The sequence below is a fragment of the Brevibacillus antibioticus genome, assembly GCF_005217615.1.
GTDB lineage: Bacteria > Bacillota > Bacilli > Brevibacillales > Brevibacillaceae > Brevibacillus > Brevibacillus antibioticus.
The window spans coordinates 461242-482808 of record NZ_SZNK01000001.1; the positions used below are offsets into that span (position 1 = coordinate 461242).

The window sequence follows — 21567 nt, forward strand, 5'->3', positions numbered from 1 at the left end:
GGTGAAAAAGCGAGATGACTAGTCCCGAACCGAATCACAACCAGTGGAACTATTACGAAGAGATGCTTCGATGGCTGGATATTCATCTGATGCGCTTGTTGGCCGTGCAAGCACAGCAGGGGGATGATTATCCGCTTGATCAAATGAGGGGGGTGATTGTCACAGAGGAAGAAGTCGTACAATTGCTCGAGGCAGCCCCGCCAGCAACACAGCTATGGGAAGCCTTCACAGAGCGGCTGGTCGCATGCGAGGAACGACTTCATGCCCTGCACATGCAAGAAGCGGGTAGCGTACCGATTCTGGAAGTGGCAGACGCTTTTTCACTCAATTACTTCGAGCTGGGCTGTTTATTTCTTTGCCTGGCCGTCGAGCTGGATCGGAAGTACGAAAAGCTGTTTGGCTACCTCCTCGATGATATTACGTGCAAGTCACCTACTCCCGAATTGGCGATGCAGCTATTTTGTCGGACAGCGACCGAGAGAATAGAGGTCTGGACAGCGTTTGCGCAAAAAAGCAAGCTGGGACGACTGCTGCTTTTTACCGAGGGGGATATGGGTGGCAGCGGCTCATGGCTCTCTCGGCCGTTAAAGCTGGATGAACGTATGCTGCACTTTTTGACGACAAGGGATGGAGGTGATGCCCGTCTGCCGCCTTGGCTATCCTGGAGCTTGCCAGGTCAAGATTTGGAACCCTTGGTAGGGGAGCGCGCGTTTCATTTGCAGGAGCGCTTTGAAAACTTGTGGGAAACGGCAGGAGCAGATACAGAGCGGCTTCTCCTGCATTTGCACGGTCCGACTGGCGTTGGTAAAAGGCATCGAGTCAAGCATCTGTTTCATCGCGTCAGGCGACCGATACTGTTCGTCGATGCAGAGCGCTTGATCCGCGAGGAAGCTTTTTCACGAAGATTACAGCAGGTATTGCGGGAGGTACAGCTGCGTCGGGGTGTGCTGTGCTTGCATCAGTTCGAGGTTTTTCTGACAGAAGAGGTCCAAACAGTTGGGCGCAAGCAGCTGGTGATGGATGAACTCGAAAGCTTTTCAGGCCCCATTGCCATTGTAGCGAAAAGTCAATGGAAGCCGGAAAGCGCTCTGGGGAAGCGGATTTGGCTGGAAATGGAGGTGCCTAGTCCAGATGAAACGGAAAGGAGGCGATTATGGGAGACGGGCCGTGTAGGCATGAGCTTATCTCAGGAGATTGACATAGGCGTTTTGGCAGGGAAATTCAAGCTGAATGCCGGGCAAATCAACCAGGCGCTGCACAGAGCAAATGAGATGGCGATGCAGACGAAAGACAGGATCATTACGAAAACGCATCTCCATGAAGCTTGCTTCCTGCAAATGAGGCATGGGCTAGAAAAGCACGCCTCTCGTTTGAGTCCCAAATACAGCTGGGAAGATCTGATTTTGCCTGAGGAGCAACTGACTTTGTTGCGGAACGCCTGCAATCAGGTGACCTATCGCAATGTTGTTTTGGGAGAGTGGGGATTTGGGAGAAAACTCTCTTATGGTACGGGCGTCAGCATGTTGTTTGCAGGTCCTCCGGGTACGGGCAAGACGATGTCGGCTGAAGTTGTCGCAAATGAATTGGGTCTGGAACTTTTTAAAATTGACCTGTCGCAGGTGATCAGCAAGTACATTGGGGAGACGGAAAAAAACCTCCACCACATTTTCTCAGAAGCGAGAATCGGCAATGCCATCCTCTTCTTCGATGAAGCCGATGCCCTTTTTGGCAAGCGCTCAGAAGTGAAAGATTCGCATGACAAATACGCAAATGTGGAAACGGCCTACTTGCTGCAAAAGATGGAGGAGTATGAGGGGGTCTCCATTTTGGCAACGAATCTCCTGCAAAATTTTGACGAGGCCTTCATGCGTAGAATCAACTACGTGGTCAAGTTTCCTTTTCCCGAACCATGCTATCGCGAAGAGATATGGCGTAGCATGTTCCCGGCCGATACACCGCGAGCTGCTGACATCGATTTTGAGTTTCTCGCGTCCAAGCTGCACATTGCGGGGGGCGGGATCAAAAATGTGGTTCTCGCTGCCTCTTATTTGGCTGCATCGGAAGGCACGCGCGTTTCCATGCGTCATTTGATTGCGGCTGCAAAGCAGGAGTTAAAAAAGACGGGTAAGCTGCTATTGAAAGAGGATTTGGGGGAGTATGCCAACAGGTAGTGCGTATTGGAGGGATTCGTAATTTTACAAAATTAGATAAAAAATTCATGCAAAACCATTAATTTCAATGTTATGATAAGTATATTCTGTCAAATAATGTCGAGGTGAACGGGTATCAGCCAGTACACCGCCATTGCTGAAGTAGGAGAGACGCTACTCGCTCTTTTGCGAAAAGAGATGACGCCGGAGCCGATTAGCCAACCTGAGCTGATTGGTCTAAGCTCGCCTGCTCAGCCAGGAGATTTGGCGTTAGCCTTGTTTTTATACGAAATCCGGGAAAGTCAGGAGAGGCAGCACATGATGATCAGTGAAGGTACTGATCAGTTGCGATATCCCCCAATGACGGTCAATCTATCCTACATATTGACCGCCCATTCCCCAGCAGAACAGCATACCCGCATGCAAGACGAGCACCGCATCCTCGGGCGTGCCATGCAGGTTCTCTACGACAACGCCATTTTACGTGGCGATCAGCTTCAAGGCTCCCTAGCAAACATGGATACAGAGCTTCGTGTCGTCGTGGAGCAGCCTCCCGTTGATAAACTCATCCAACTCTTTCCACATGTTCCGTACAAGCTATCCATCGGCTACTCGGTAGGGCCAGTTCATATCGATTCCACCCGAGTGCGTTCAACGAAGCGCGTGTTGGAACGGGATATTCGCATACGAGGGGAAGGTCATGGTTAATGGATCAGCATTTCCAGGTGCGCATTCGTTCCGTACTCTCGTATGCCGTCCGTCTGGTGGACATGTATACAAGAGGAACCCCTTTTGGCTCGAGCTTGTCTGTTCGCTTGGCGAATCATCCACAAGTGCCTGTATGCAAAGGGGATGGATGGTATATCTTTACGGACTTGCCTGATGGGATTTACACGCTCACCATAAGCAGCCTGGAGTATATGGATCAGTCCGTTTCTTTCTCGACCACTGGGAGCACATCTTACTCCGAACGAATCATTTACTTGCATCCGAGTCCAACCTATCCATTCAAGGTAGGAGACTTCCTTGTTCGAGGGAGAGCTTGCGTGGAGGATGGTTCCCCAGCTGAAGGAGCCTATGTGCAAGCCGTCATCTCGTATGAGCGAGATGCTCCGGTGAGATTGGCCGAGGATGCTGACAAAGAGGCCACGGAGCTAATCGTAGCCAGTAAAAAAGGTCAAGTCGATTTGGCTGACGCTTTTCTTCTCGAAACACCCACATGCAAAGGGACGATCATTCGTTTTGCAGGTCCCCCAAGTGGTCGGGTTTATCCCTTGACCGAACCTCTTTCTTTTGCCTACCCAAGAGGCACTGTCTTACTCCCACTGCTCGAAACGAACTGCGACGACAGAGGAGAATTCGTAGTTGCCCTTCCGTTGTTTCTAGAAAAAACTCATGCGCGTATGAAAATTGAAGTGCGGCAGGAAGAAGCCGCTGGTTTTGCCGAGCTTTCCATTCAAGCCGGTACGAACCACTCCATAGGTATCATCCAAATGAACAGACCCAAATAGGGTGATCCGGCAGTTGTTTGGTGTCGGTCCAAGACATCCTGCTGCCTGATTATAGAGCAAGCCTCACGTATCAAATCGGATTTTTCCAAAAGTGGCGAAGCAAGTGATGAAATTAATCGGAGGGAGGGACTGATTGCAGGTTTCTGCTGCTGATACATGCGGAACCCTCCAATCAGGTTACGATGCCAGAGTACTTATCACCAGGGGTGTATGTCGAGGAGTTTGATAGCGGCCCCGTTCCCATGGAGGGAGCGAGTACGAGCACGGCCGGTTTTATCGGGCTAGCACAAAAAGGACCCGTTGCGGGATTGCCTGAGCTGATTACAGGTGTCAATGATTTCCGCAAGTTGTTCGGTTCCTATTTGTCTGAGAACGCGTTTGGCGAATACCGTTATCTCGCCTATGCGGTAGATCACTTCTTTCTGAATGGAGGCTCCCGTTGCTATGTGATGCGGGTAGCGCCAGCAGATGCGAAGCCAGCTTCCAATGAAGGCAACAGCGAAGGAGCTGTCCTTCGGATTATGGCAAAAAACCCGGGGGCTTGGGGAAATCAGGTTCGTGTAAATCTGATTCCGTCGAGCAAGGCAAAAACGCAGATTTACGAGCAGCTAGGTGATGCTCCTAAGTACCGTGTGAAAAATAGTGCAGGCTTTCAACCAGGTGATGTCGTTTCTTTCTCTGACGGTGAAACCAAGCAGTACAGCGAAGTGGTTTCTTCCCAAGACAATGTGATCGAGCTGTCAGCCGTGCTTACAGGAGACGTCATCGATAACAATCTGCTGCCGGTCAAAATTTTGTCCACATGCGAATTCACGGTGCAAGTCTTCTACAACGATGAGGCCGAAGAGTTCGACAAATGCTCGCTCAATGTCTCTGCTGCCAATCATGTCAGCAAGCTGCTAGCCAAAAGCAATATCGTAGAGGTCGAAGCGGGTGCCGCCCCAGCGAGCTCAGAAGTCATACCGCCTTTTACCGTCATTTCAGGGATGGCGGAAGAAACCCAATCCGAGGGCGGAAAGACGGAATTCGGTCTGTATCAAATCTCATTGGCGCAGGGCAGCGACGGTTCTGTCGCCAATCTGTCAGCGGGCGAATACATGGGGGAGGATCATGGACCGGGAAAACGTACCGGAATCCAAGCCTTCATCGATAATGACGAAGTGAGCATTATGGCTATTCCTGGCGTGACAGACCCAAATGTGCAGCTCGCGCTTGTGGCTCATTGTGAAAACCTGAAAAGCCGCTTCGCCATCCTCGATATCCCACGTGACAAGAAAAAAGTAAGCGATGTGTTGACGCATCGCAATATTTTCGACACGCAATACGCGGCTATCTACAATCCTTGGCTGCAAGTGTTCGATCCGTTGGACAAGCGCAACATCTATATTCCGCCATCAGGCTCCATGGCCGGTATTTACGCGCGCTCCGACAATACCCGAGGCGTCCACAAGGCCCCGGCAAACGAGGTCGTACGCGGCTGCACAGGACTGGATTGCCAGTACAATACGGGCGAGCAGGATATTTTGAATCCGAAGGGAGTCAACCTGATTCGCGCGTTTACAGGTCAAGGAATTCGCGTCTGGGGTGCGCGGACGATGTCATCCAACGGGCTATGGAAGTACATAAACGTGCGCCGCCTGTTCATTTTCCTCGAAGAATCGATCAAAAACGGGACAAACTGGGTGGTATTTGAGCCAAATGACGAGCGGTTGTGGGCACGCGTCCAACGCACGATCGATTCTTTCCTGACGCGTGTCTGGCGAGATGGTGCGTTGATGGGCTCAAGCCCGCAGGAAGCCTTTTACATCCAAATCGGCAGAAGCACGATGACGCAGGATGATATCGACAATGGCAGATTGATCTGCGTGATTGGTGTAGCACCTGTCAAACCAGCAGAGTTCGTCATCTTCCGTATTACGCAAAAAACATCCGATCAGCAATAATTCACGGCGAAAAACGGTGTGAAGAAAGGGGTACAGTATGGCAGATCGCAAGGATCCATACCGCAAGTTTCGGTATCGGGTAGAGATGGACGGGATTCAGCAGGCTGGCTTCAGTGAGGTTTCGGGCTTTGATGCATCTGTGGATGTAGTCGAGTATCGCGAAGGCAATGAGGTGATTACACCGCGCAAGCTCCCGGGCTTGGCGAAGTATGGGAATATCACGCTGAAATGGGGCGTGACGGATTCGATGGATTTGTACAACTGGATGCAGGACACCATCCAGGGCAAGGTCGCACGCAAAACGGTAACGATCATTGCCATCAATGAAGCTGGAGATGATGTCGCTACATGGAAGGTCATCGAGGCATGGCCGACCAAATACACGGCGCCTGATTTTAACGGTACGTCCTCCGAGGTAGCGATTGAGCAGTTGGAAATTGCCCACGAAGGAATGACACGCACGAAATAATAGAAGATCCCGACGCCTAAGAGTGGCAAGGAAAAGGTTTTTCTTTGTCACTCTTGCTGGCCGAGGGTGATGAGGAGGATGACATCATGGCATTTAAAACGGAATACGAATTCGAGCTCCCGCGCGGCTATGTGGATGAAGAAGGAAACCTGCACAAGCAGGGTGTCATGCGCTTGGCGACGGCAGCCGACGAAATTTTGCCGATGCGTGATCCACGTGTCCAGCAAAATCCAGGCTACTTAACGATTATTTTGCTGACGAGAGTGATTACCAAGCTGGGAGATGTACGGGGAATTGACACAAGAGTGGTGGAGCGGCTGTTTACGGCGGATCTCGCGTACCTGCAAAACCTGTACAGACAGATCAATGAATTGGACAGTTCGATGTTCAAGACATCTTGCCCGAAATGCGAGCATGAATTTCAGGTAGACATGGCTTTTTCAGGGGCGCTGGAGGGAGTATGAGTGGATACCCCGTCGACAAGATCTATGAGGAAGCCGCCTTCATCGCCTACTATTTTCACTGGCCTCATGACGAGATCATGTCGATGGAACACAAGGAACGGCGGCGCTGGTGTGAGGAGATATCCGCCATCAATCGCAAGCAAAATGACGAACCCGAAAATGTTTTTGATGTGTTCAAGCGGAGGTGATTCTGGTGTTCGCCAATGAGAATCCGTATTACACTAACCTCCGATTTCGTGTGGACTTTCTTCCGTTTGGCTTGGAGATGGATGGCATCTGGGTCGCTGGATTTAGTGAAGTGTCCGGACTGGCGGTCGAAACAGAGTTGGAGGAGTACCAAGAGGGCGGCGTGAATCATTTCGTCCACAAGCTTCCGAAACGCAGCAAGTTTCCCAACCTGGTCTTCAAACGAGGGTTTGTGAGATCAAACGAGCTGTGGAGATGGTATGAGGAGTTCCACTTTGGTCCGCCGGAAAAGCGCAAACGCAAACAGGGAGCGATCATTCTGATGGACCCAAACGGAAATGACGTGGGGGCTTGGGCATTTGAAGGGGCTTATCCGGTCAAATGGGTTGGACCGGAGTTTCGGGCCACGCATGGAGAAGTGGCCATCGAGACATTGGAAATCGTGCATCACGGCTTAAAATCGTATTTTTAAGCCTTATCCCGTCTGCAAGGAGCAAAAGAAACGATGATAACGATCAAGGCGCTCCCACCTTCGCGTCGTCCATCACTGCTGCCAAGGGCGTCCAGCCAAGGGTTTGCACAGAGCATCATGCAGAAGTATCGGCACGCGGAAGGTCGCGATCCCGGCTACCTTGCTTTGATCCATCGTGATTTTTCGCCAAGTATCGGAGAGCAGGAAAACCACTTTCATCAAACCTTCATACATGTACGCATGCGAGTACAAGTGGACTCCTACCTCGGATTGAATCGAGAAATGTTGACGAACGGACAGGCGGGTTTACCAGGGTCAAAAGAGCGTGCGGTGATCACGCAAGCATCGGGAGCAGGACGAAAAGTACGACCAGCTGCTTTCATACATGAGCTTTTTCGGAAGTGGGAGTCATCCAAATTAATCGGGAAGGTTTACCTGTCGCAGATCACAGTTGTCTCACATGGAAGAGATCGATATCGCTGGTCCAGGTATGTTCAATCTTCGGTTCAGCGAGGAGGCTCACTTGAGAAATGGCTGCCGCTTGGGCGGTTCAAAGAGCAGATACACCCGGCCGATTTTGCCTCGCCTCTTTTGAAAGCAATGGTTTCAGACAGCAAGGAAACCGTCCGTGAAAGTTTTTGGACGCCTGAGACTCCCTATGTTTCGCCGGAATTATGGGTACAAACAGCACGAATGGGTGATTCTGGTGAACTCAGGAGCTTGCAATATGAACGTGAACGGATACGGACTGAATCAGCAACAGGAGTAGATGCGATTTCAATTCCACGTCTCAGAGCGACGCGTTTTGGCGAAGTCCGATTCGAACAATCTGGAGTCCGCTCCTTTTTGCAGTTGATCCGCAAAAGGATAGAACCAGAGATGGGGACGCGGTCTTTTCCTGATTTGCTAAAAAGATCAGAAGGACAGGCTGCGAGTTCATTCTTGGATCGCTCGGTGTGGACAGTGCAAGCCGGAATTGGTGGCAGAGACATCACGAGACGAATCGTTCATGAAAGTGAAAATATTCATTGGTCTGTAGCTTCCCAGCAGACTGAACTTTGGGGTCGCTGGTGGAAAAACCTGAGTCTGTACTGGCAGTATAGTCGAGAAACACCGCTACCAAGGACGATGATCGCGCATCCACGTCTACGTGTTCTACAGCCGATTGTTTTCCCGAGAAGCCGCCAGCATTCGCAAGCAAAAAGCGAGTGGATGCTAGAAACACTGTCTGACGTTACTTTTATCCCATTGGAACAGAGGATACTTCAGAGCAATGAGCTTTCGAGGATGTTCACGTCCTTAATGCCAAGCATGCTTCATCCAGCGGATACTGGTCGGACCAAACAACAGGCAGTAAGGGAACGGTTTAAGCAGCTGTTCCATTTGGCTAAACAGTTTTCTCAGGCAGAAAGCGAACGCGGGCTAGCGCAGAAGCAGCCGCATCGCATTACATTACACCCGTTGCAACTGCTTCCTTTCGAATCCAGCGCAACAAGGAATAAGCGGACATACGAGTTACTTCAACAACGGATATTACAGGAAGCCAGGTTGAACGAGAATGTCAGGGAGCAGTCCATTCGTTTTCGTTCAATCCATGAACAAACTCATTTTGGCAAAACGAGCGTGATTCCGGCGGTGTCTCGTGCTTCGTATCAACAGCTTGACATGCTACAGCAAGAGTGGCGGACGGGGTTGTCACTACACGTTTTGCGCCCGGTGCAAGGGCTACCGTTTCAATTGCGAATGGCACAAGCTCGAACAGTTCCGCTTGTCTCGCAGTCAGTTGTCGGGAAGTCGACGGCTGCTTATTGGTTTAATAGGTTCCAGTCCGGCAATGATCCTGTTTTCTTTGAAAAACGAGGATGGTTGAACCAGCCGTGGATGAAGGAATATCTTGCAACTTATAACGAAATCGAGCGTGAGCCAGCTGGTATAGCTAATACTGCACGGTTTGTATGGGAGCGCTTCGTGCCTGTCTTCCGTGTGAATCGCTTCGCCCCTATCTTCCACATAAATCGCAAACGCTTGCAAACGTTACAGAATCGTATCGTCAGTACTACCTATCACAAGACGAACGGGAAGTCTGTGATGGAGTGGGAGCATCTTCAACAGATGGCGGCAAAACAGCTCAGAACAAAGGAGCTCCATACTACTAGATCTCATTTACTAAGGAACCTTCTGTATAAGCCGGAGAATCAATCTCTGCATCCTGCTGCAAGTACACCAGAAGGCATCTCCCAACTATTTTTCCAGCCAGCTATTCATTTTCTGCAAAATAAGCACGTTTTCCAGATGTCGTACGAGATGGTACATCAGCTACTATCGTTTCAGGGTGGAAGGAACAAGCAGTCAGATGTCGCTTTCACTTTTTCCAAGAATCAAGAAAAGTTCAGCCTGCCCGAACGAAAAGCGACGATCTCGATCGTACACGAGCATGAGCATAGTCCAATACGGCACACCGTCTTCCTAAATAATGAGCGGAGCATAAGTGGATCACTCGTTCATACTCGTCGTCATGATCAGGAGGCACTTTATTTCTGGCTGAAACGCTTTGGTCCTGCAATGCTTCGTGCCACAGAGTGGATTGGACTTGGAGGAGCAGATCATCAGCGATTGTACAACACGTCTGCGAAGCCGCTTTCTATGAGTGAAGACGTCTTTGACAGGAACTCATTGCGACGGATAGCTGCTGGATGGAGTGCGGAACTAGGACTTACGATCCTCTTGCAAAAAAGAGCGGGGCTGGCGGCTTTAACCGAGTTTGCAAAGCTCGCATCAACAAGTGGGTTTGCAAAGCTAGGCACCTCAAGCACAAGTAGGAAAGCTCCGCCAAGCAATGAAAAGCAATTGAATGATCGGTCAAGGTCTCGCGTGGGCGACAGCAATCCATTACGAGAAAACCGCCAATCTCGTGAAAGCCGCCGTTCCGGCTTCTTGCAGGAGACAGCCAGCTTGTGGACGAACATCGTTGCCCTACGTGTTCACCCCTATCTTCAATTCATGGAGCAAATCAGAAAAGCAATCCAGACTGATTTCCGGACGAAAGCATATGTACAGAACCATCACGCACTCTCGACTGTTTTGAATCGACACGATGCACAAATGGTTGTTCAGAAACAATGGGGACTACCCCATAGCCTTTTGCATGGTCAAAGCATGTGGACACCCGACAGTTTCATGCATGAGAGTGGAAGAAGTCGTGCAATCGAGCCACTCCAACGAAAAGATCGAGTGAGCAGCTTGGAGGCATTATCTCACCACCATCCAATCAGCTCGGTTCCACTCTCGAGAGAAACATCTATTGATTTTGTCTTGGACAGACTGCATGCCAGACAGCTTAGTCGCCGCAGACTTTTTCAACAAACCAACCATGATCAGACTCAGACGGTCAACCAGAGGACACAGACGATCAACCGGCTAACGAGTGATAAGACACAGGAGCTCGAGGTTCGAGACATTAGACTTACGCCGCTCCAAAGACTAGGGCTATTCAATCTAAAGCCAACAGCATTGACGATGCAGTCTTCACTCCTGCAACGAATGCAACAAGCGCAAAGAACACCCGGAGAATCCGAGCAGCGTTCCCTGTCCGAAAACGCAACCCATATTCATCGCCGTGCGTTACGCAAAGAAGACAGCCACACAAGCCCTGTTGCTACCGTTCAGTCGCCACCGTCCATGGAGTATTTGCGAAAAGGCCTCCCTCCTCAAGAAACCGCAGTGCAGCAGGCGACAACACTTCCACCCCAGCGACAAGTCGATCTACACGTGCAAGAGAGGACTGGCAATCAGACGTCGTTGTCCCTACAAGAGGTGGATCGATTGATGGATAAAATGATGAAGGAGCTGGACAAGCGCCTCACGCAAGAGCGGCAGCGACGAGGTCTATAGCAAAAATTTCCGTACTCACAGACGACTATTTCTTCGGTAAAGAGAGGCAAAAGCCAATGATGGGTCAGGAGAAAAAAGCCAAAATTTTAGTAGATCGCAACGGACAAGGCGACTTCAAGGAGAGTATTTCCGTTCTCTTTAACCCTTCGGAATACAAGGTAGATGCTTCCAATAACTACTCATGGCAAAAGATATTGGGGCAATCGGTACCAGTCGGGATGTTCACGAGCGGTGATATCGAGACATTAACGGTCGACTTGTTTTTTGATACATACGAGGCTGGAGTAGATGTGCGTGCCTTCACGAATGAGGTGCTGGGACTGATGGCCGTAGAAAAGAAAATCAGTACGCCGCCCCTATGCAAATTCGTCTGGGACAGCTTTCAATTCACCGGTGTTGTCGAGAAGGTTTCGCAGCGGTTTACGATGTTTCTCGATCAAGGGACACCGGTACGAGCTACGTTAGGCGTCACCTTTAAAGGCACGAGCGTGAAAAAGTCTGCGGACGATATCGGAACTGCAAGAGAAAAAGTCGCACAACAAACGGTCAACCAAGGAGACCAACTGTACTTGATGGCGTATCGCTCGTACAATGATGCGTCGAAATGGCGTAACATTGCGAACGCCAATCAAATTGACAATCCCAGACTTCTAAAACCGGCAAGTACCCTGCAAGTACCACTTGTGAGGTGACGAAGGAATGAGCGAATTGAAATTGACGACAGACCGCCACTCCTTCGATGACCTGCGCCAAACGTACAACAACTTTCATTCGCCAGCCTTGGAAATACTCGTTGGAGGGAAAAAGCTGATCAGCCAGGTCGGTGTCGCCATTACCAAAGCGACGATCAACGCCAGCTTGGAAGGCAAAGCAGATACGTTCTCGTTTTCGGTAACCAATGCATTTGATACGGCAGCGTGGGAGTTCCGCTGGGTAGATGACTATTTGGTTCCTGGCAACGAAATTGAAATTCAGCTGGGCTATGGAACCGAGCTATCCAGCCTCTTCTACGGACATATTACAGCCGTTTCGTTTTCATGCGAGGAGACGCCTACCATAACGGTAAAAGGGATGGACAAATCGTTCCTGCTAATGGTCGATAACAAGTCTACCGCCTGGAACAAAAAGAAATACAGCGATGTCGTGAAAGAGCTGGGACAAAAATACGGCTTGTCGACGCATGTGGATGATACGGTTCAGACAATCGAGACCATTACCAAGACGGTGTCCGAGACTGACTTTCAGTTTATCAATCGTCTTGCGAAAATTTGTAATTACGACTTTTTTATCGTCGGGAAGAACTTGTATTTTCGTAAGCCACTGAGCAACATGACGCCGGTCCTCACCTTGATCTGGGGAGTCTCCTTGCGCAGCTTTTCCGTCGATGTCAACATTGCTTCTCAAGCCTCCTCCTATACGGTGCGATGGGTAGACAAGGACAAAACAACGGTGCTTCAGGAAGCGAAAGCAACAAGCGCAGATATCGGGAAGCTCGGGACGAATTCGAAGACAAGCGCTGATCTGCTGCGAGCAATCGGTGATTATTTTGATAAATACGAGTCTACGAAAAAGCTGGACTCACCTGAGGAGATAAAAGCAGTCGCCAAGGCACGCCTGAATCAACTCGCCATGAACCTTCTCGACGGCAACTGTGAGGCCATTGGTCTGCCAGAAATTCGTGCTGGCCGCTATATCATGCTTGAGGGCATGGGGAAAAAGCTGAGTCAGCCTTATTACATCACATCTGTCACACATACCATCGATGTGGCATCCGGCTATGTCACGACGTTTCAAGTGAAGGGAAATACGATATGAGCTTTGATCATTGGTTCTATCAGGATGAAATCACAGAAGAAGAACGGGCGAAGATCCACGGTGTCATTGTCGGCGTTGTGACGAACAACGAAGACCCGGAAAAGCTCTCGCGGGTGAAGCTGAAGCTGCCTCTGGTTGATGACGAGCGGGAGACAGACTGGGTGCGAATCGCCACGCTTTTTGCAGGAAAAGATCGCGGCAGCTTATTCATTCCGGAGGTAGGCGACGAGGTGCTGGTCGCATTTCACTGGGGAGATGTACGCGAGCCATTTGTGATCGGGATGTTATGGAATAAGGAAAACAAAGGCCCGGAAATGGGGGAGAAAAACAACATCCGAAAAATAACGACCCGAGCAGGCCATGAAGTGATTTTTGGCGATGATCCCAATGACGGGAAGATCACGATTGCCACGAAAAAAGGACAACAGGTGGAGCTGTCGGACAAGGATGAGAGTATTGTGCTGACGGAGAGCAGTGGAAACAACCAAATCTCCATCAAAGGCGGCAGCGCCAATGAAGTTACGGTGAAGAGCGGCTCAAGTACGATTACGTTGAATGCAAAAGGGCAAGTGACCATTCAGTCAGACACATCGCTGACAATCAAGTCCACCCAGCTGAATCTGGAGGCGCAGGGAGCCATGTCGATTAAAGCAGGAGCGTCCCTGAACATCAAATCTGACGGAATGGTTGCCATCAACGGTTCGGTGATCAAATTGAATTAATTCATGGGGGGATTCCATGCGGCAGCCATTCGGTGAAAAAGGATGGAAGTTCCCTATTCAGGTGGACCAGGCTACAGGCCGTATTCGTTTGTCCGACTACGAGGATGACATCGCAGAAGCCATTCGCATCATTCTTTCCACAGCAAAGGGAGAACGTGTGATGCGACCGAAATTCGGGAGCAGATTGCAAGGCTTCATGTTTGATGGCACGGACGGGACGAGTTTGGCTCTGCTCCAATCGGATATCGCAGAAGCGATCATGATCTGGGAACCGCGTGTGCGGGATGTGCAGGTGGAGGCCAAGGTCGACAAGACTCATTCCGAAACGGTGAACGTTACGATCAGTTATACGGTACGTGCGACAAACAAAGGACATCAGCTGTTGTATCCAGTTCACCGTCTCGGTCCACATGGATAGCGAAAGAATCACAGTCGCGTGAAAAAAAGGAAGGGAGGTGGGTAATGTGAAGCCACCTTTGGTCGATCCGCGGGATATGCAGGCAGTCATCCGAAAAATGCGCGAAATGGTGCCCTTCTACACACCGGAGTGGCGCTTTACGCCAGAAGATCCTGATGCAGGTACGGCTTTATTTTTCCTTTTCGCAGACATGCTAATGAATAATCGTGAGCGCTTGAATCAAGTGCCGGAACGCAATTTTATCGCTTTTCTCAATATGCTCGGTGTCGGAATGGCTCAGGCACGACCAGCAGAAACCTTTTTGACATTTGAATTGAGTACAGGCGTGCAGAAGCCAGTGTGGATTCCGGCAGGGACAAAAGTTTCGGGACAGTCTTCCCTTGGCGATGAAGTGGTTTTTGAAACCGATCAGCCTATGCTGGCTACCCCCTCTCTCCCAACAGACCTGTTGTTTTCCAATGGCAGTCGAGACTTTTTAACAGATGCAACGAGTTGGCTTGGAACAAATGCACCGCTCCCTCTCTTTGACTGCAAGGTTTTGCCTAATCAGCAGGAGCATTGCTGGTATTTGGGGCATGAGGACTTGTTTTGTTTAGGGGAGAGTGCTTCGATCCAGCTCACGATGGTTTCCGATCAGGAACGCTACCTGGAATCCCTGCTAACAGAAAAGCTGACGAATCCGGAACTGGTCGAGTGGACGTATCTGTCAGAGGGCGAATGGGTTTTGTTCGACAAGATCGAGGCGGATCAAAATCGGCTGCGCTTGGAAAAAACGCAGCGGAAAAAATGGGAGTCTAGTCACGTGCAAGGAATCGAAAACCGTTGGCTCCGCTGTAGAGTGAAGCCAGGCATGATTCATGAGTGGATGAAAAATGGCGGGAGCACCTCCCTAACCCAAATCCAGCTGAAGACGGATTATTTGCCAACAGATGATCCGGAGGGCCTTGCACCCGACATGCTTTTTTCCAATGATGTGCAGGTTTCAGGGAGTGGCTGCCTTGCATTTGGCGAGCAGCTCGCACCGTATGGCATGTTTTTTTTGTCCTGTGAGGAGGCGTTGACGAAGCCGGGAAGTACGGTTGCCCTTCGTTTTCGGATGAAGACGGTGGCTTATCCCGCTACGCATCTGTCACAACCGGAACCGAAATGGAAATGGATCATGAAGGAATCTTCCTTTGCCCCTCCTGCGACGACACCCGTCACGGTCAGTAAGGTGGTATGGGAATACTGGAATGGCAGCGGATGGATGGTGCTCCTGTCAGGAGAGGATTGTGAGAAGCTGTTTGCTGGAACCGATTCAGATGAGGTGATTGTGATTGCCTTTTCGTGTCCAGATGATTTGCAGCCGACAACTGTGCAATCCCAGTTTGGTTATTGGATTCGTGTCAGAATTCTTCAGGTGGAGGGCTTATATGGTCCGAATCCTGTATACATGGCCCCGTGGCTGGAAGACATGCGCCTGACCTACTCGTACCGAGAGTCCCTGCATGAGCCGGAAGCGATTCTCACACAGAACGACTTGGATTGGCAGCGACCTGTCGGTACAGGCAATGATCAGGGTAGCTTCCAGCCGTTTTTGCCATCCGAATGTTTGCATCCTGTTGTTTACTTTGGTTTTGAGCACCCACCATTACAAGGACCGCTCTCTTTCTACTTTTCTTTTCTACCCATGGAAGAATCCCCGGGGACTGCTCCGGTTGTGCAATGGGAATACAAGCGCGGAGATAAAGGAACAACGACTTGGGCCAAGCTGCAAACGATTGATCAGACCGCTGGCTTTACGGAAAGTGGCACCGTCCGTTTCGCTGGTCCTTTTGATATGGAAAAAAGCAAACTGTTTGAGCGAGAGCGCTATTGGATTCGCGCCGTTAACGTAGACGATCGTCTTGGAGTAGGCGCTTCGGATGCACGATATCCCGTGCTAAGCGGCTTTTATCCGAATACGATACGAGCCATTCAGCAGGAGACGATTCGCAATGAAATGGCAGAGCGGATAGCAGAGGGACCACAAGCTGAGTACAGACTCACCCGCCATCCCGTCATGGGCGAAGAGGTATGGGTAGATGAAACAGGCTTCTTTTTGCCTAGTGAACGAAAGAGCTGGCTGGAACATCCAGAAAATCGGGTGGAGATTCTCCACGATTCTGAAGGGAACGAGCAAAAATGCTGGGTTCTGTGGAAGCAAGTAGAGCATCTGCATGATTCTGGCCCGGATGATCGCCATTACTGCTTGGAGAGTGCTACGGGAAAAATTTTGTTTGGCAATGGTCGACACGGTAGGGAGCTTCCACAAAACGGACTCGGTTCCGTGAGGGTGACGTATAAGGTCGGAGGGGGAGCAGCAGGAAATCTTCCGGCCGGGCAATTGAATCAACTGGAACAATCGATTCCGTTTGTCCAAGCGCTCAGCAATCCGGTGCCTGCGATTGGGGGAAGCGATCGGGAAATGCTGACGGAAGCCTTGCAGCGCGGTCCTCAGACCATCAAGCATCGCTATCGAGCGGTAACGGCTGAGGATTTCGAATGGCTCGTCCGTGAAGCGCAGCCGGGGATAGCCAAAGTGAAGTGTTTGCCGAATCGGAACAGCCGCCTGCAAAAAGAAGCAGGGCATGTCACTGTGATCGTATTGCCCGCAGCGGGATGCTTTGGCACACAATTTCTGGAGCTTCGGCGTTCTGTCACGAACTACTTGCTTACACATGCGGCAGCGACGGTAGCCTCCCCCGAGCGGATTCATGTTAGGGAGCCTGTCTACTTGGAAATTGCGGTGACAGCAGAGCTGGCAGTGGGATCTTTGGAGGAAATCGTTGAGGTGGAGTTGGAGACACTCGGCAAGCTCGCACAATTCCTTGACCCAATTTCAGGAAATCTGCATGGTGGGGGATGGGAAATAGGACAACGTGTGCACCCGTCGCTCTTGTTTGCCTTGTTGAAATCCGTAAAGGGCGTCCGCTTTGTGGATCATCTGACCTTGGCTGTATTTCGGACGGGAAATGGGCATCGAAAGGAACTACTCGTTTCTGAATACGAAACGATCATACATGGGATCGTCACAGAGGGTGCGCATCGAATCAGCGTCCGCGTTCACGAAGGACAAGCTGCCTACCCACCCAAACATTGAAAAAGGAAGTGTACGCTATGCTTCCATCCAAGAATCTAGATGATCGCCACTTTGAAGAGATGGTAGAACAAGCAAAAAACGCGATCCCCAAGCTACAGCCAGAGTGGGGCGATCACCGTCATCACGATCCGGGCATTACGCTTTTGGAGATGTTCGCGTGGTTGATGGAAATGCAGCAATACTATCTCAATCGGATCACAGAAAAGAACGAACGCAAATTTTTGCAGCTCATGGGTGTGCACCCAAAGAACCAGTCGTGTGCGACGACGGATGTAACGTTTTTCGACGTGTCAGAAGAAGCGATTCTTCCGGAGAAGACGAGATTATTTGCGGGGAATCTTCCTTTCGAGACGGAACATTCGCTTGTTCTGGTACCGGCCAGCCTCGAGCGTGTGCTGGTTCATACAGAAAGCGGGACGGCGGATGTAAGTTCATCCAATGCGCATAACGGTGTTTCCTACTACGCATTTGGCCAGGAACCGAAGACAGGGAACAAGATTTACTTGGGGTTTGATCGGCCGTTGCCAGTGGGGAAGGCAGTCTCCATTGGATTGCGACTGTTTGAAGACTATCCTGTCCCAATTGTCCCGCTTACGCCCACATCCCTTTTCGTTCCATCGGCCAGTCTCGTTTGGGAGTACTATGGACAAAACGAACGAACGCAAGAATTGGGATGGAGCCCGTTATCACGAGTCTCGGATGAAACGATGAATCTCTCCTTCTCGGGACGAGTCCTGATCGAGCTTGACGGGGCAATGAAGCCGCTGATGTTTTATCCCGCCAATGATCGGCCTCGATTTTGGCTCTGTGGGACATTGCGTGCGGGTCGATTCGAATTGGCTCCTCGCATGGAAAAAATCGAGCTGAACACCGTGAGCGTCATCCAACGCGAAACCTTCAGTCAGGTGTGGGAATTCGATGCAACAGGTCAAGTGGATCAGATGGTCGTCCTTGCAAGCTCGCTATCGTATGAAGGCACTGTGGAGGTTCAATGCCAAAAGGGGCAACATTGGCAAAGTGGATGGGATCAAGATGAACCAGACCAAGCCGAAACAGGTGTATTTTCGTATCGTGTTTCGCGCGACCCAGAACAGGGCACAACGATGCTTCGGTTTGGGAGTGCAATCCCTCGGGGCCACAGAAATATTCGGGTTATCGCCTATCGGAGTGACTTTGCAGGGCAGCGATACATTGGAGAAAGCAGTGGATTGCCACATCAATTGTTTCGGCTGAATATCCAATCGATCTTGCCAGAAACGTTTGTCATTCAGGTGGCGCGTCAGGTCGAAGGCAGTCCATTTCCTATTTGGGAAGACTGGTCGCTGGTCACTGATTTTGACCGTTCGGGACCACAAGACCGCCATTTTATGCTGACTGATGCGGACGGGGCAGAAATTGCGTTTGGCAACAATGAGCACGGAGCCATTCCCGAAAGATTGGAAGGCATGGCGGGTATTCGGATCATCTCTTGTCAGACAGGACAAGGGACGAAGGGGAATGTACAGGGAGGTCAAATTACCCGATTCCTTCCGCTCGCCCGGCAGCGAACCACCGCACAGGTGACGAATCCCCGTCCAGCCAGTGGGGGAAGCGAGCGCGAAACGATTGATCAGGCCAAGCGCAGGATGAGAATGGAATGGAAAAAACCGCAGCGGGCCGTTACAGCAGAAGATTATGAGGTCATCGCGTTATCGACTCCCGGATTGCGAGTAGCCCGCGCGAAGGCAATCCCCCTGTACAAAGTAGGGGAAATGGAAGCTTCCGAGAAAAACGCTGCCGCTCAAATGACGGTCGTCATGGTCCCATTCAGCGACCAGCTGACACCACTGCCAAGTGAAGGCTTCCTGCGAACCGTTCGCCACCAATTGGAACAGCGAAGGCTGCTGACGACAGAAGTCCATGTGGCTGCTCCAGCCTATATCAAAGTGACCGTTTTTGCGACAATCGTGGTGGAGCCTGCGTTTGTTGACAAAAAGCAGATGGTGCTACAAGCATTGCAGCGATATTTGACTCCATTGGATCTACACCATCCTTCGACTCACCAAGGAAAAGGCTGGGAATTTGGTCGGCCTGTTTATAAAAGCGATCTCTACGAGGTGTTAAACCAGATAGAGGGTGTGCTGTACGTGACGGATTTGTGGGTTTCCGCAGAGGGCACAGGCATCATCAGGGATGAAGGGGGCGATATACAGATTCCGCGCCATGCGCTGGTGTACTCAGGAGAGCATGTTCTGGAGCTCGTTGTGGAAAGAGAAAGATAGACGGGAACAAACGGAGGAGTGGACGTGGATACAATGAATCGGTTCTTTTCCCTGAACAATCCGTCTGATTGGCAGCGGGGGGCCTGGTATAACCTTCACGTCTCCAACGAGGGGATCGCGCTGAACAAATCGCCCGAATATGTGATCGATCATGTGCATCAGGCTGGGACGACACATCACTCTCGACTCTTGGATTTTGCCATGGCACGTGTTGGCTCTTTGCTTTGGCTGGATGAGGGCGGGCATATCACGCATTACGATGACAGCAATAACTTCAAGGAGACTGTGTTTCGCGCTGGACGGGGGTTGTTTTCCAAAGACTCGTTTCTCGTCGCTGACGATGAATATGTGTTCATCATCGACCCCGAAGCAAGGAGAAAAGTCGGAGCGTATTCCATAGCCAACGGCCAGTGCGTTTGGGGATGGGAAGATGGGGAGGGACAGCGGCTTTTTCCTTTGGATGCAGGGCTAGATGAAGAAGGACGTCTTTACATCACGACACCTGTGGTTGTAGATCGAGACAACGAACGGAAGGAAATCGCGGCGGGAACACAAGTCGTCGTCCTTCGGCTGAATCGAGCAGGTAAAATAGACGCTACATACACGCATGACGAATTAAAAGTAACAGAGACAGCTACCCTTCGTGAGATTAGGCGAAGGAGGTTGTTTCGCCTGTCCGTTGCCGAATCGGGCATGACCTATCTATTTTTGGCAAAGACGAATCAAGTGTTTCGGTTCTCTTTGGAAGGTTCCGATGTGTGCACTCTAGTGATCCCGTCAGGCACCAAACCCGCGGGATTCGCAGTGGGTCCAGGTCCCATTCTCTACGTGGGTGATAGTCGTTCCATCGATTCAGCTCATGATCATACCCGATTCATTTTGCGTTTTCAACCAACGGGAGAAGCACTTGCGCCATTAACCAACTACCACGGACGGGCAGACAAGATCGTTTTTGACAAGCAGCAACGGCTGTATGTTTGGGACGCACAAAAAAATGTTCTAACCATGTTAAAGATCGTCTCGCGGACGTCCAACCTGGATGCGACCGGAATACCGATGGGCATCTACTTCTCTCGGGCATTGGATAGCGCGGAATTTGAAACGATGTGGCATAAATTCAAGCTGGATGCAGACATACCAGAGGAAACGCAATTACTCATCTCGACGTTTTCGTCTGATCGGAAAGAGCATGTGATTCATGGAGCCGTACACAACCTGGATGATTTTTTGCTGGCACCCGACATGGACTGGAAAACCAAGCTGCAAAGGACGGCTAATCTATGGTCGGAGCCGGTAATCAACGCCTCAGATGCGCTATTTCATTCCGTAAAAGGCCGCTATTTATGGCTCAAAATCGAATGGCTCGGAACTGACTGCCACTCCCCATTACTCAGGAAAATGCGGATATACTCGCCGCGCGACACATTTTTGCGTTATTTACCAGCGACTTATCAAAGCGATCCTGCCAGTGCTGACTTTTTGGAGCGCTTTCTCGCTCTTTTCGGGACGTTTTACTTGGAGCTGGAGGAACAGATTGATACCATCTCACGTTTGTTCGATCCTGATACGACACCTGGAGAGTTCGTCCCTTGGCTCGCTACCTGGTTAGGGATGGGCAGGGAAGAGCATTGGACGGAGGCACAGCGCCGAGAGCTGATTCGTCGCGCACCAGAGCTGTACGCAGAGCGGGGCACTCGTGCGGGATTGGAAAAGATGGTAGAGCTGTATACCGGGGAGCGTCCGATGATCGTGGAGTATTTCCAGATTAGAGACATGAAGGCGATTCCGGAGCTGCACGAGCTGATCTCTTCCTTGTACATGGATCATCCGTATCAATTTTGCCTGATCGTTTCACAGGAATGCGCGAAAACGGAGCGGGAGCAGTCGGTTCTGCAAAGGATTTTGGAAGATCAAAAGCCTGCTTTTACAGAGGCGAAGCTCATCGTTCTGCGCCCGGGCATCTACGCCGATTTCCATAGCTACGTGGGGATTAATTCTTATTTGACAGAGCCGTCGTTCCTTACGCTTGATCAAAATTTATCCATGCCATACAACACGGTGCTAAGCGGGAAGGATCGCAGCAGACGAATCGATTATGACACGAGGATTGGCCTGGATGCAGAGCTGGAGTAAGAAGCCGAGAT

The 21567-nt window shown here is 50.7% G+C and carries 16 protein-coding genes; all 16 read left to right on the forward strand.

Translation table 11 applies throughout. The annotated features are described in order from the left end of the window. The first annotated feature begins 14 nt into the window (after window positions 1-14). The 16 genes from E8L90_RS02115 to E8L90_RS02190 all read left to right on the forward strand — a co-directional run bounded on the left by E8L90_RS02115 (window position 15) and on the right by E8L90_RS02190 (window position 21556). The gene (locus E8L90_RS02115) at window positions 15-2171 is read left to right on the forward strand and encodes an ATP-binding protein (RefSeq protein WP_137027796.1); all 2157 of its coding nucleotides are present in this window, start codon (window positions 15-17) and stop codon (window positions 2169-2171) included. A gap of 132 nt (window positions 2172-2303) precedes the next feature. Continuing rightward, the gene (locus E8L90_RS02120) at window positions 2304-2858 is read left to right on the forward strand and encodes a Pvc16 family protein (RefSeq protein WP_279633706.1); all 555 of its coding nucleotides are present in this window, start codon (window positions 2304-2306) and stop codon (window positions 2856-2858) included. Further along, window positions 2858-3661, forward strand: a complete 804-nt coding sequence (locus E8L90_RS02125; protein ID WP_137027798.1) for a carboxypeptidase-like regulatory domain-containing protein — start codon at window positions 2858-2860, stop codon at window positions 3659-3661. The genes E8L90_RS02120 and E8L90_RS02125 overlap by 1 nt, the downstream gene beginning before the upstream one ends. Window positions 3662-3843: 182 nt before the next feature. After that, window positions 3844-5604, forward strand: coding sequence for a phage tail sheath subtilisin-like domain-containing protein (locus tag E8L90_RS02130; protein WP_137027799.1), 1761 nt, complete (start codon window positions 3844-3846; stop codon window positions 5602-5604). A gap of 37 nt (window positions 5605-5641) precedes the next feature. Continuing rightward, window positions 5642-6073, forward strand: a complete 432-nt coding sequence (locus tag E8L90_RS02135; RefSeq protein ID WP_007721341.1) for a phage tail protein — start codon at window positions 5642-5644, stop codon at window positions 6071-6073. Between the two features lie 86 nt (window positions 6074-6159). Beyond that, window positions 6160-6537 (forward strand): phage tail assembly protein, encoded by a 378-nt coding sequence (locus tag E8L90_RS02140; RefSeq protein ID WP_137027800.1) that lies wholly within the window; start codon window positions 6160-6162, stop codon window positions 6535-6537. Continuing rightward, window positions 6534-6725 carry a DUF6760 family protein gene (locus E8L90_RS02145; protein ID WP_007721336.1) on the forward strand — a complete coding sequence of 64 codons (192 nt, stop codon included), beginning with the start codon at window positions 6534-6536 and terminating at the stop codon, window positions 6723-6725. The genes E8L90_RS02140 and E8L90_RS02145 overlap by 4 nt, the downstream gene beginning before the upstream one ends. Window positions 6726-6730: 5 nt before the next feature. Next, a complete protein-coding gene (locus E8L90_RS02150) occupies window positions 6731-7195 on the forward strand; it encodes a phage tail protein (protein WP_137027801.1) in 465 nt (154 codons plus the stop codon). A 33-nt stretch (window positions 7196-7228) separates the two neighbouring features. Further along, window positions 7229-11086: a hypothetical protein gene (locus E8L90_RS02155; protein WP_137027802.1), complete on the forward strand. Its 3858-nt coding sequence runs from the start codon at window positions 7229-7231 to the stop codon at window positions 11084-11086. Window positions 11087-11142: 56 nt separating this feature from the next. Continuing rightward, window positions 11143-11778 (forward strand): CIS tube protein, encoded by a 636-nt coding sequence (locus tag E8L90_RS02160; protein ID WP_137027803.1) that lies wholly within the window; start codon window positions 11143-11145, stop codon window positions 11776-11778. 7 nt (window positions 11779-11785) lie between these two features. Further along, window positions 11786-12901 carry a phage late control D family protein gene (locus E8L90_RS02165; protein ID WP_137027804.1) on the forward strand — a complete coding sequence of 372 codons (1116 nt, stop codon included), beginning with the start codon at window positions 11786-11788 and terminating at the stop codon, window positions 12899-12901. Beyond that, a complete protein-coding gene (locus E8L90_RS02170) occupies window positions 12898-13623 on the forward strand; it encodes a phage baseplate assembly protein V (protein WP_137027805.1) in 726 nt (241 codons plus the stop codon). The genes E8L90_RS02165 and E8L90_RS02170 overlap by 4 nt, the downstream gene beginning before the upstream one ends. Window positions 13624-13639: 16 nt before the next feature. Further along, window positions 13640-14041, forward strand: coding sequence for a GPW/gp25 family protein (locus E8L90_RS02175; RefSeq protein WP_137027806.1), 402 nt, complete (start codon window positions 13640-13642; stop codon window positions 14039-14041). A gap of 46 nt (window positions 14042-14087) precedes the next feature. Further along, window positions 14088-17162, forward strand: coding sequence for a putative baseplate assembly protein (locus E8L90_RS02180; RefSeq protein ID WP_137027807.1), 3075 nt, complete (start codon window positions 14088-14090; stop codon window positions 17160-17162). Between the two features lie 17 nt (window positions 17163-17179). Next, window positions 17180-19423, forward strand: a complete 2244-nt coding sequence (locus E8L90_RS02185; RefSeq protein ID WP_137027808.1) for a putative baseplate assembly protein — start codon at window positions 17180-17182, stop codon at window positions 19421-19423. A 33-nt stretch (window positions 19424-19456) separates the two neighbouring features. Further along, the gene (locus E8L90_RS02190) at window positions 19457-21556 is read left to right on the forward strand and encodes a phage tail protein I (protein WP_244297485.1); all 2100 of its coding nucleotides are present in this window, start codon (window positions 19457-19459) and stop codon (window positions 21554-21556) included. Window positions 21557-21567: the final 11 nt, after the last annotated feature.

Coding starts and splice junctions, on each gene's coding strand:
- E8L90_RS02115 (WP_137027796.1), top strand. CDS start 15: ATGACTAGTCCCGAACCGAATCACAACCAGTGGAACTATTACGAAGAG.
- E8L90_RS02125 (WP_137027798.1), top strand. CDS start 2,858: ATGGATCAGCATTTCCAGGTGCGCATTCGTTCCGTACTCTCGTATGCC.
- E8L90_RS02130 (WP_137027799.1), top strand. CDS start 3,844: ATGCCAGAGTACTTATCACCAGGGGTGTATGTCGAGGAGTTTGATAGC.
- E8L90_RS02135 (WP_007721341.1), top strand. CDS start 5,642: ATGGCAGATCGCAAGGATCCATACCGCAAGTTTCGGTATCGGGTAGAG.
- E8L90_RS02140 (WP_137027800.1), top strand. CDS start 6,160: ATGGCATTTAAAACGGAATACGAATTCGAGCTCCCGCGCGGCTATGTG.
- E8L90_RS02145 (WP_007721336.1), top strand. CDS start 6,534: ATGAGTGGATACCCCGTCGACAAGATCTATGAGGAAGCCGCCTTCATC.
- E8L90_RS02155 (WP_137027802.1), top strand. CDS start 7,229: ATGATAACGATCAAGGCGCTCCCACCTTCGCGTCGTCCATCACTGCTG.
- E8L90_RS02160 (WP_137027803.1), top strand. CDS start 11,143: ATGATGGGTCAGGAGAAAAAAGCCAAAATTTTAGTAGATCGCAACGGA.
- E8L90_RS02165 (WP_137027804.1), top strand. CDS start 11,786: ATGAGCGAATTGAAATTGACGACAGACCGCCACTCCTTCGATGACCTG.
- E8L90_RS02170 (WP_137027805.1), top strand. CDS start 12,898: ATGAGCTTTGATCATTGGTTCTATCAGGATGAAATCACAGAAGAAGAA.
- E8L90_RS02175 (WP_137027806.1), top strand. CDS start 13,640: ATGCGGCAGCCATTCGGTGAAAAAGGATGGAAGTTCCCTATTCAGGTG.
- E8L90_RS02185 (WP_137027808.1), top strand. CDS start 17,180: ATGCTTCCATCCAAGAATCTAGATGATCGCCACTTTGAAGAGATGGTA.
- E8L90_RS02190 (WP_244297485.1), top strand. CDS start 19,457: ATGAATCGGTTCTTTTCCCTGAACAATCCGTCTGATTGGCAGCGGGGG.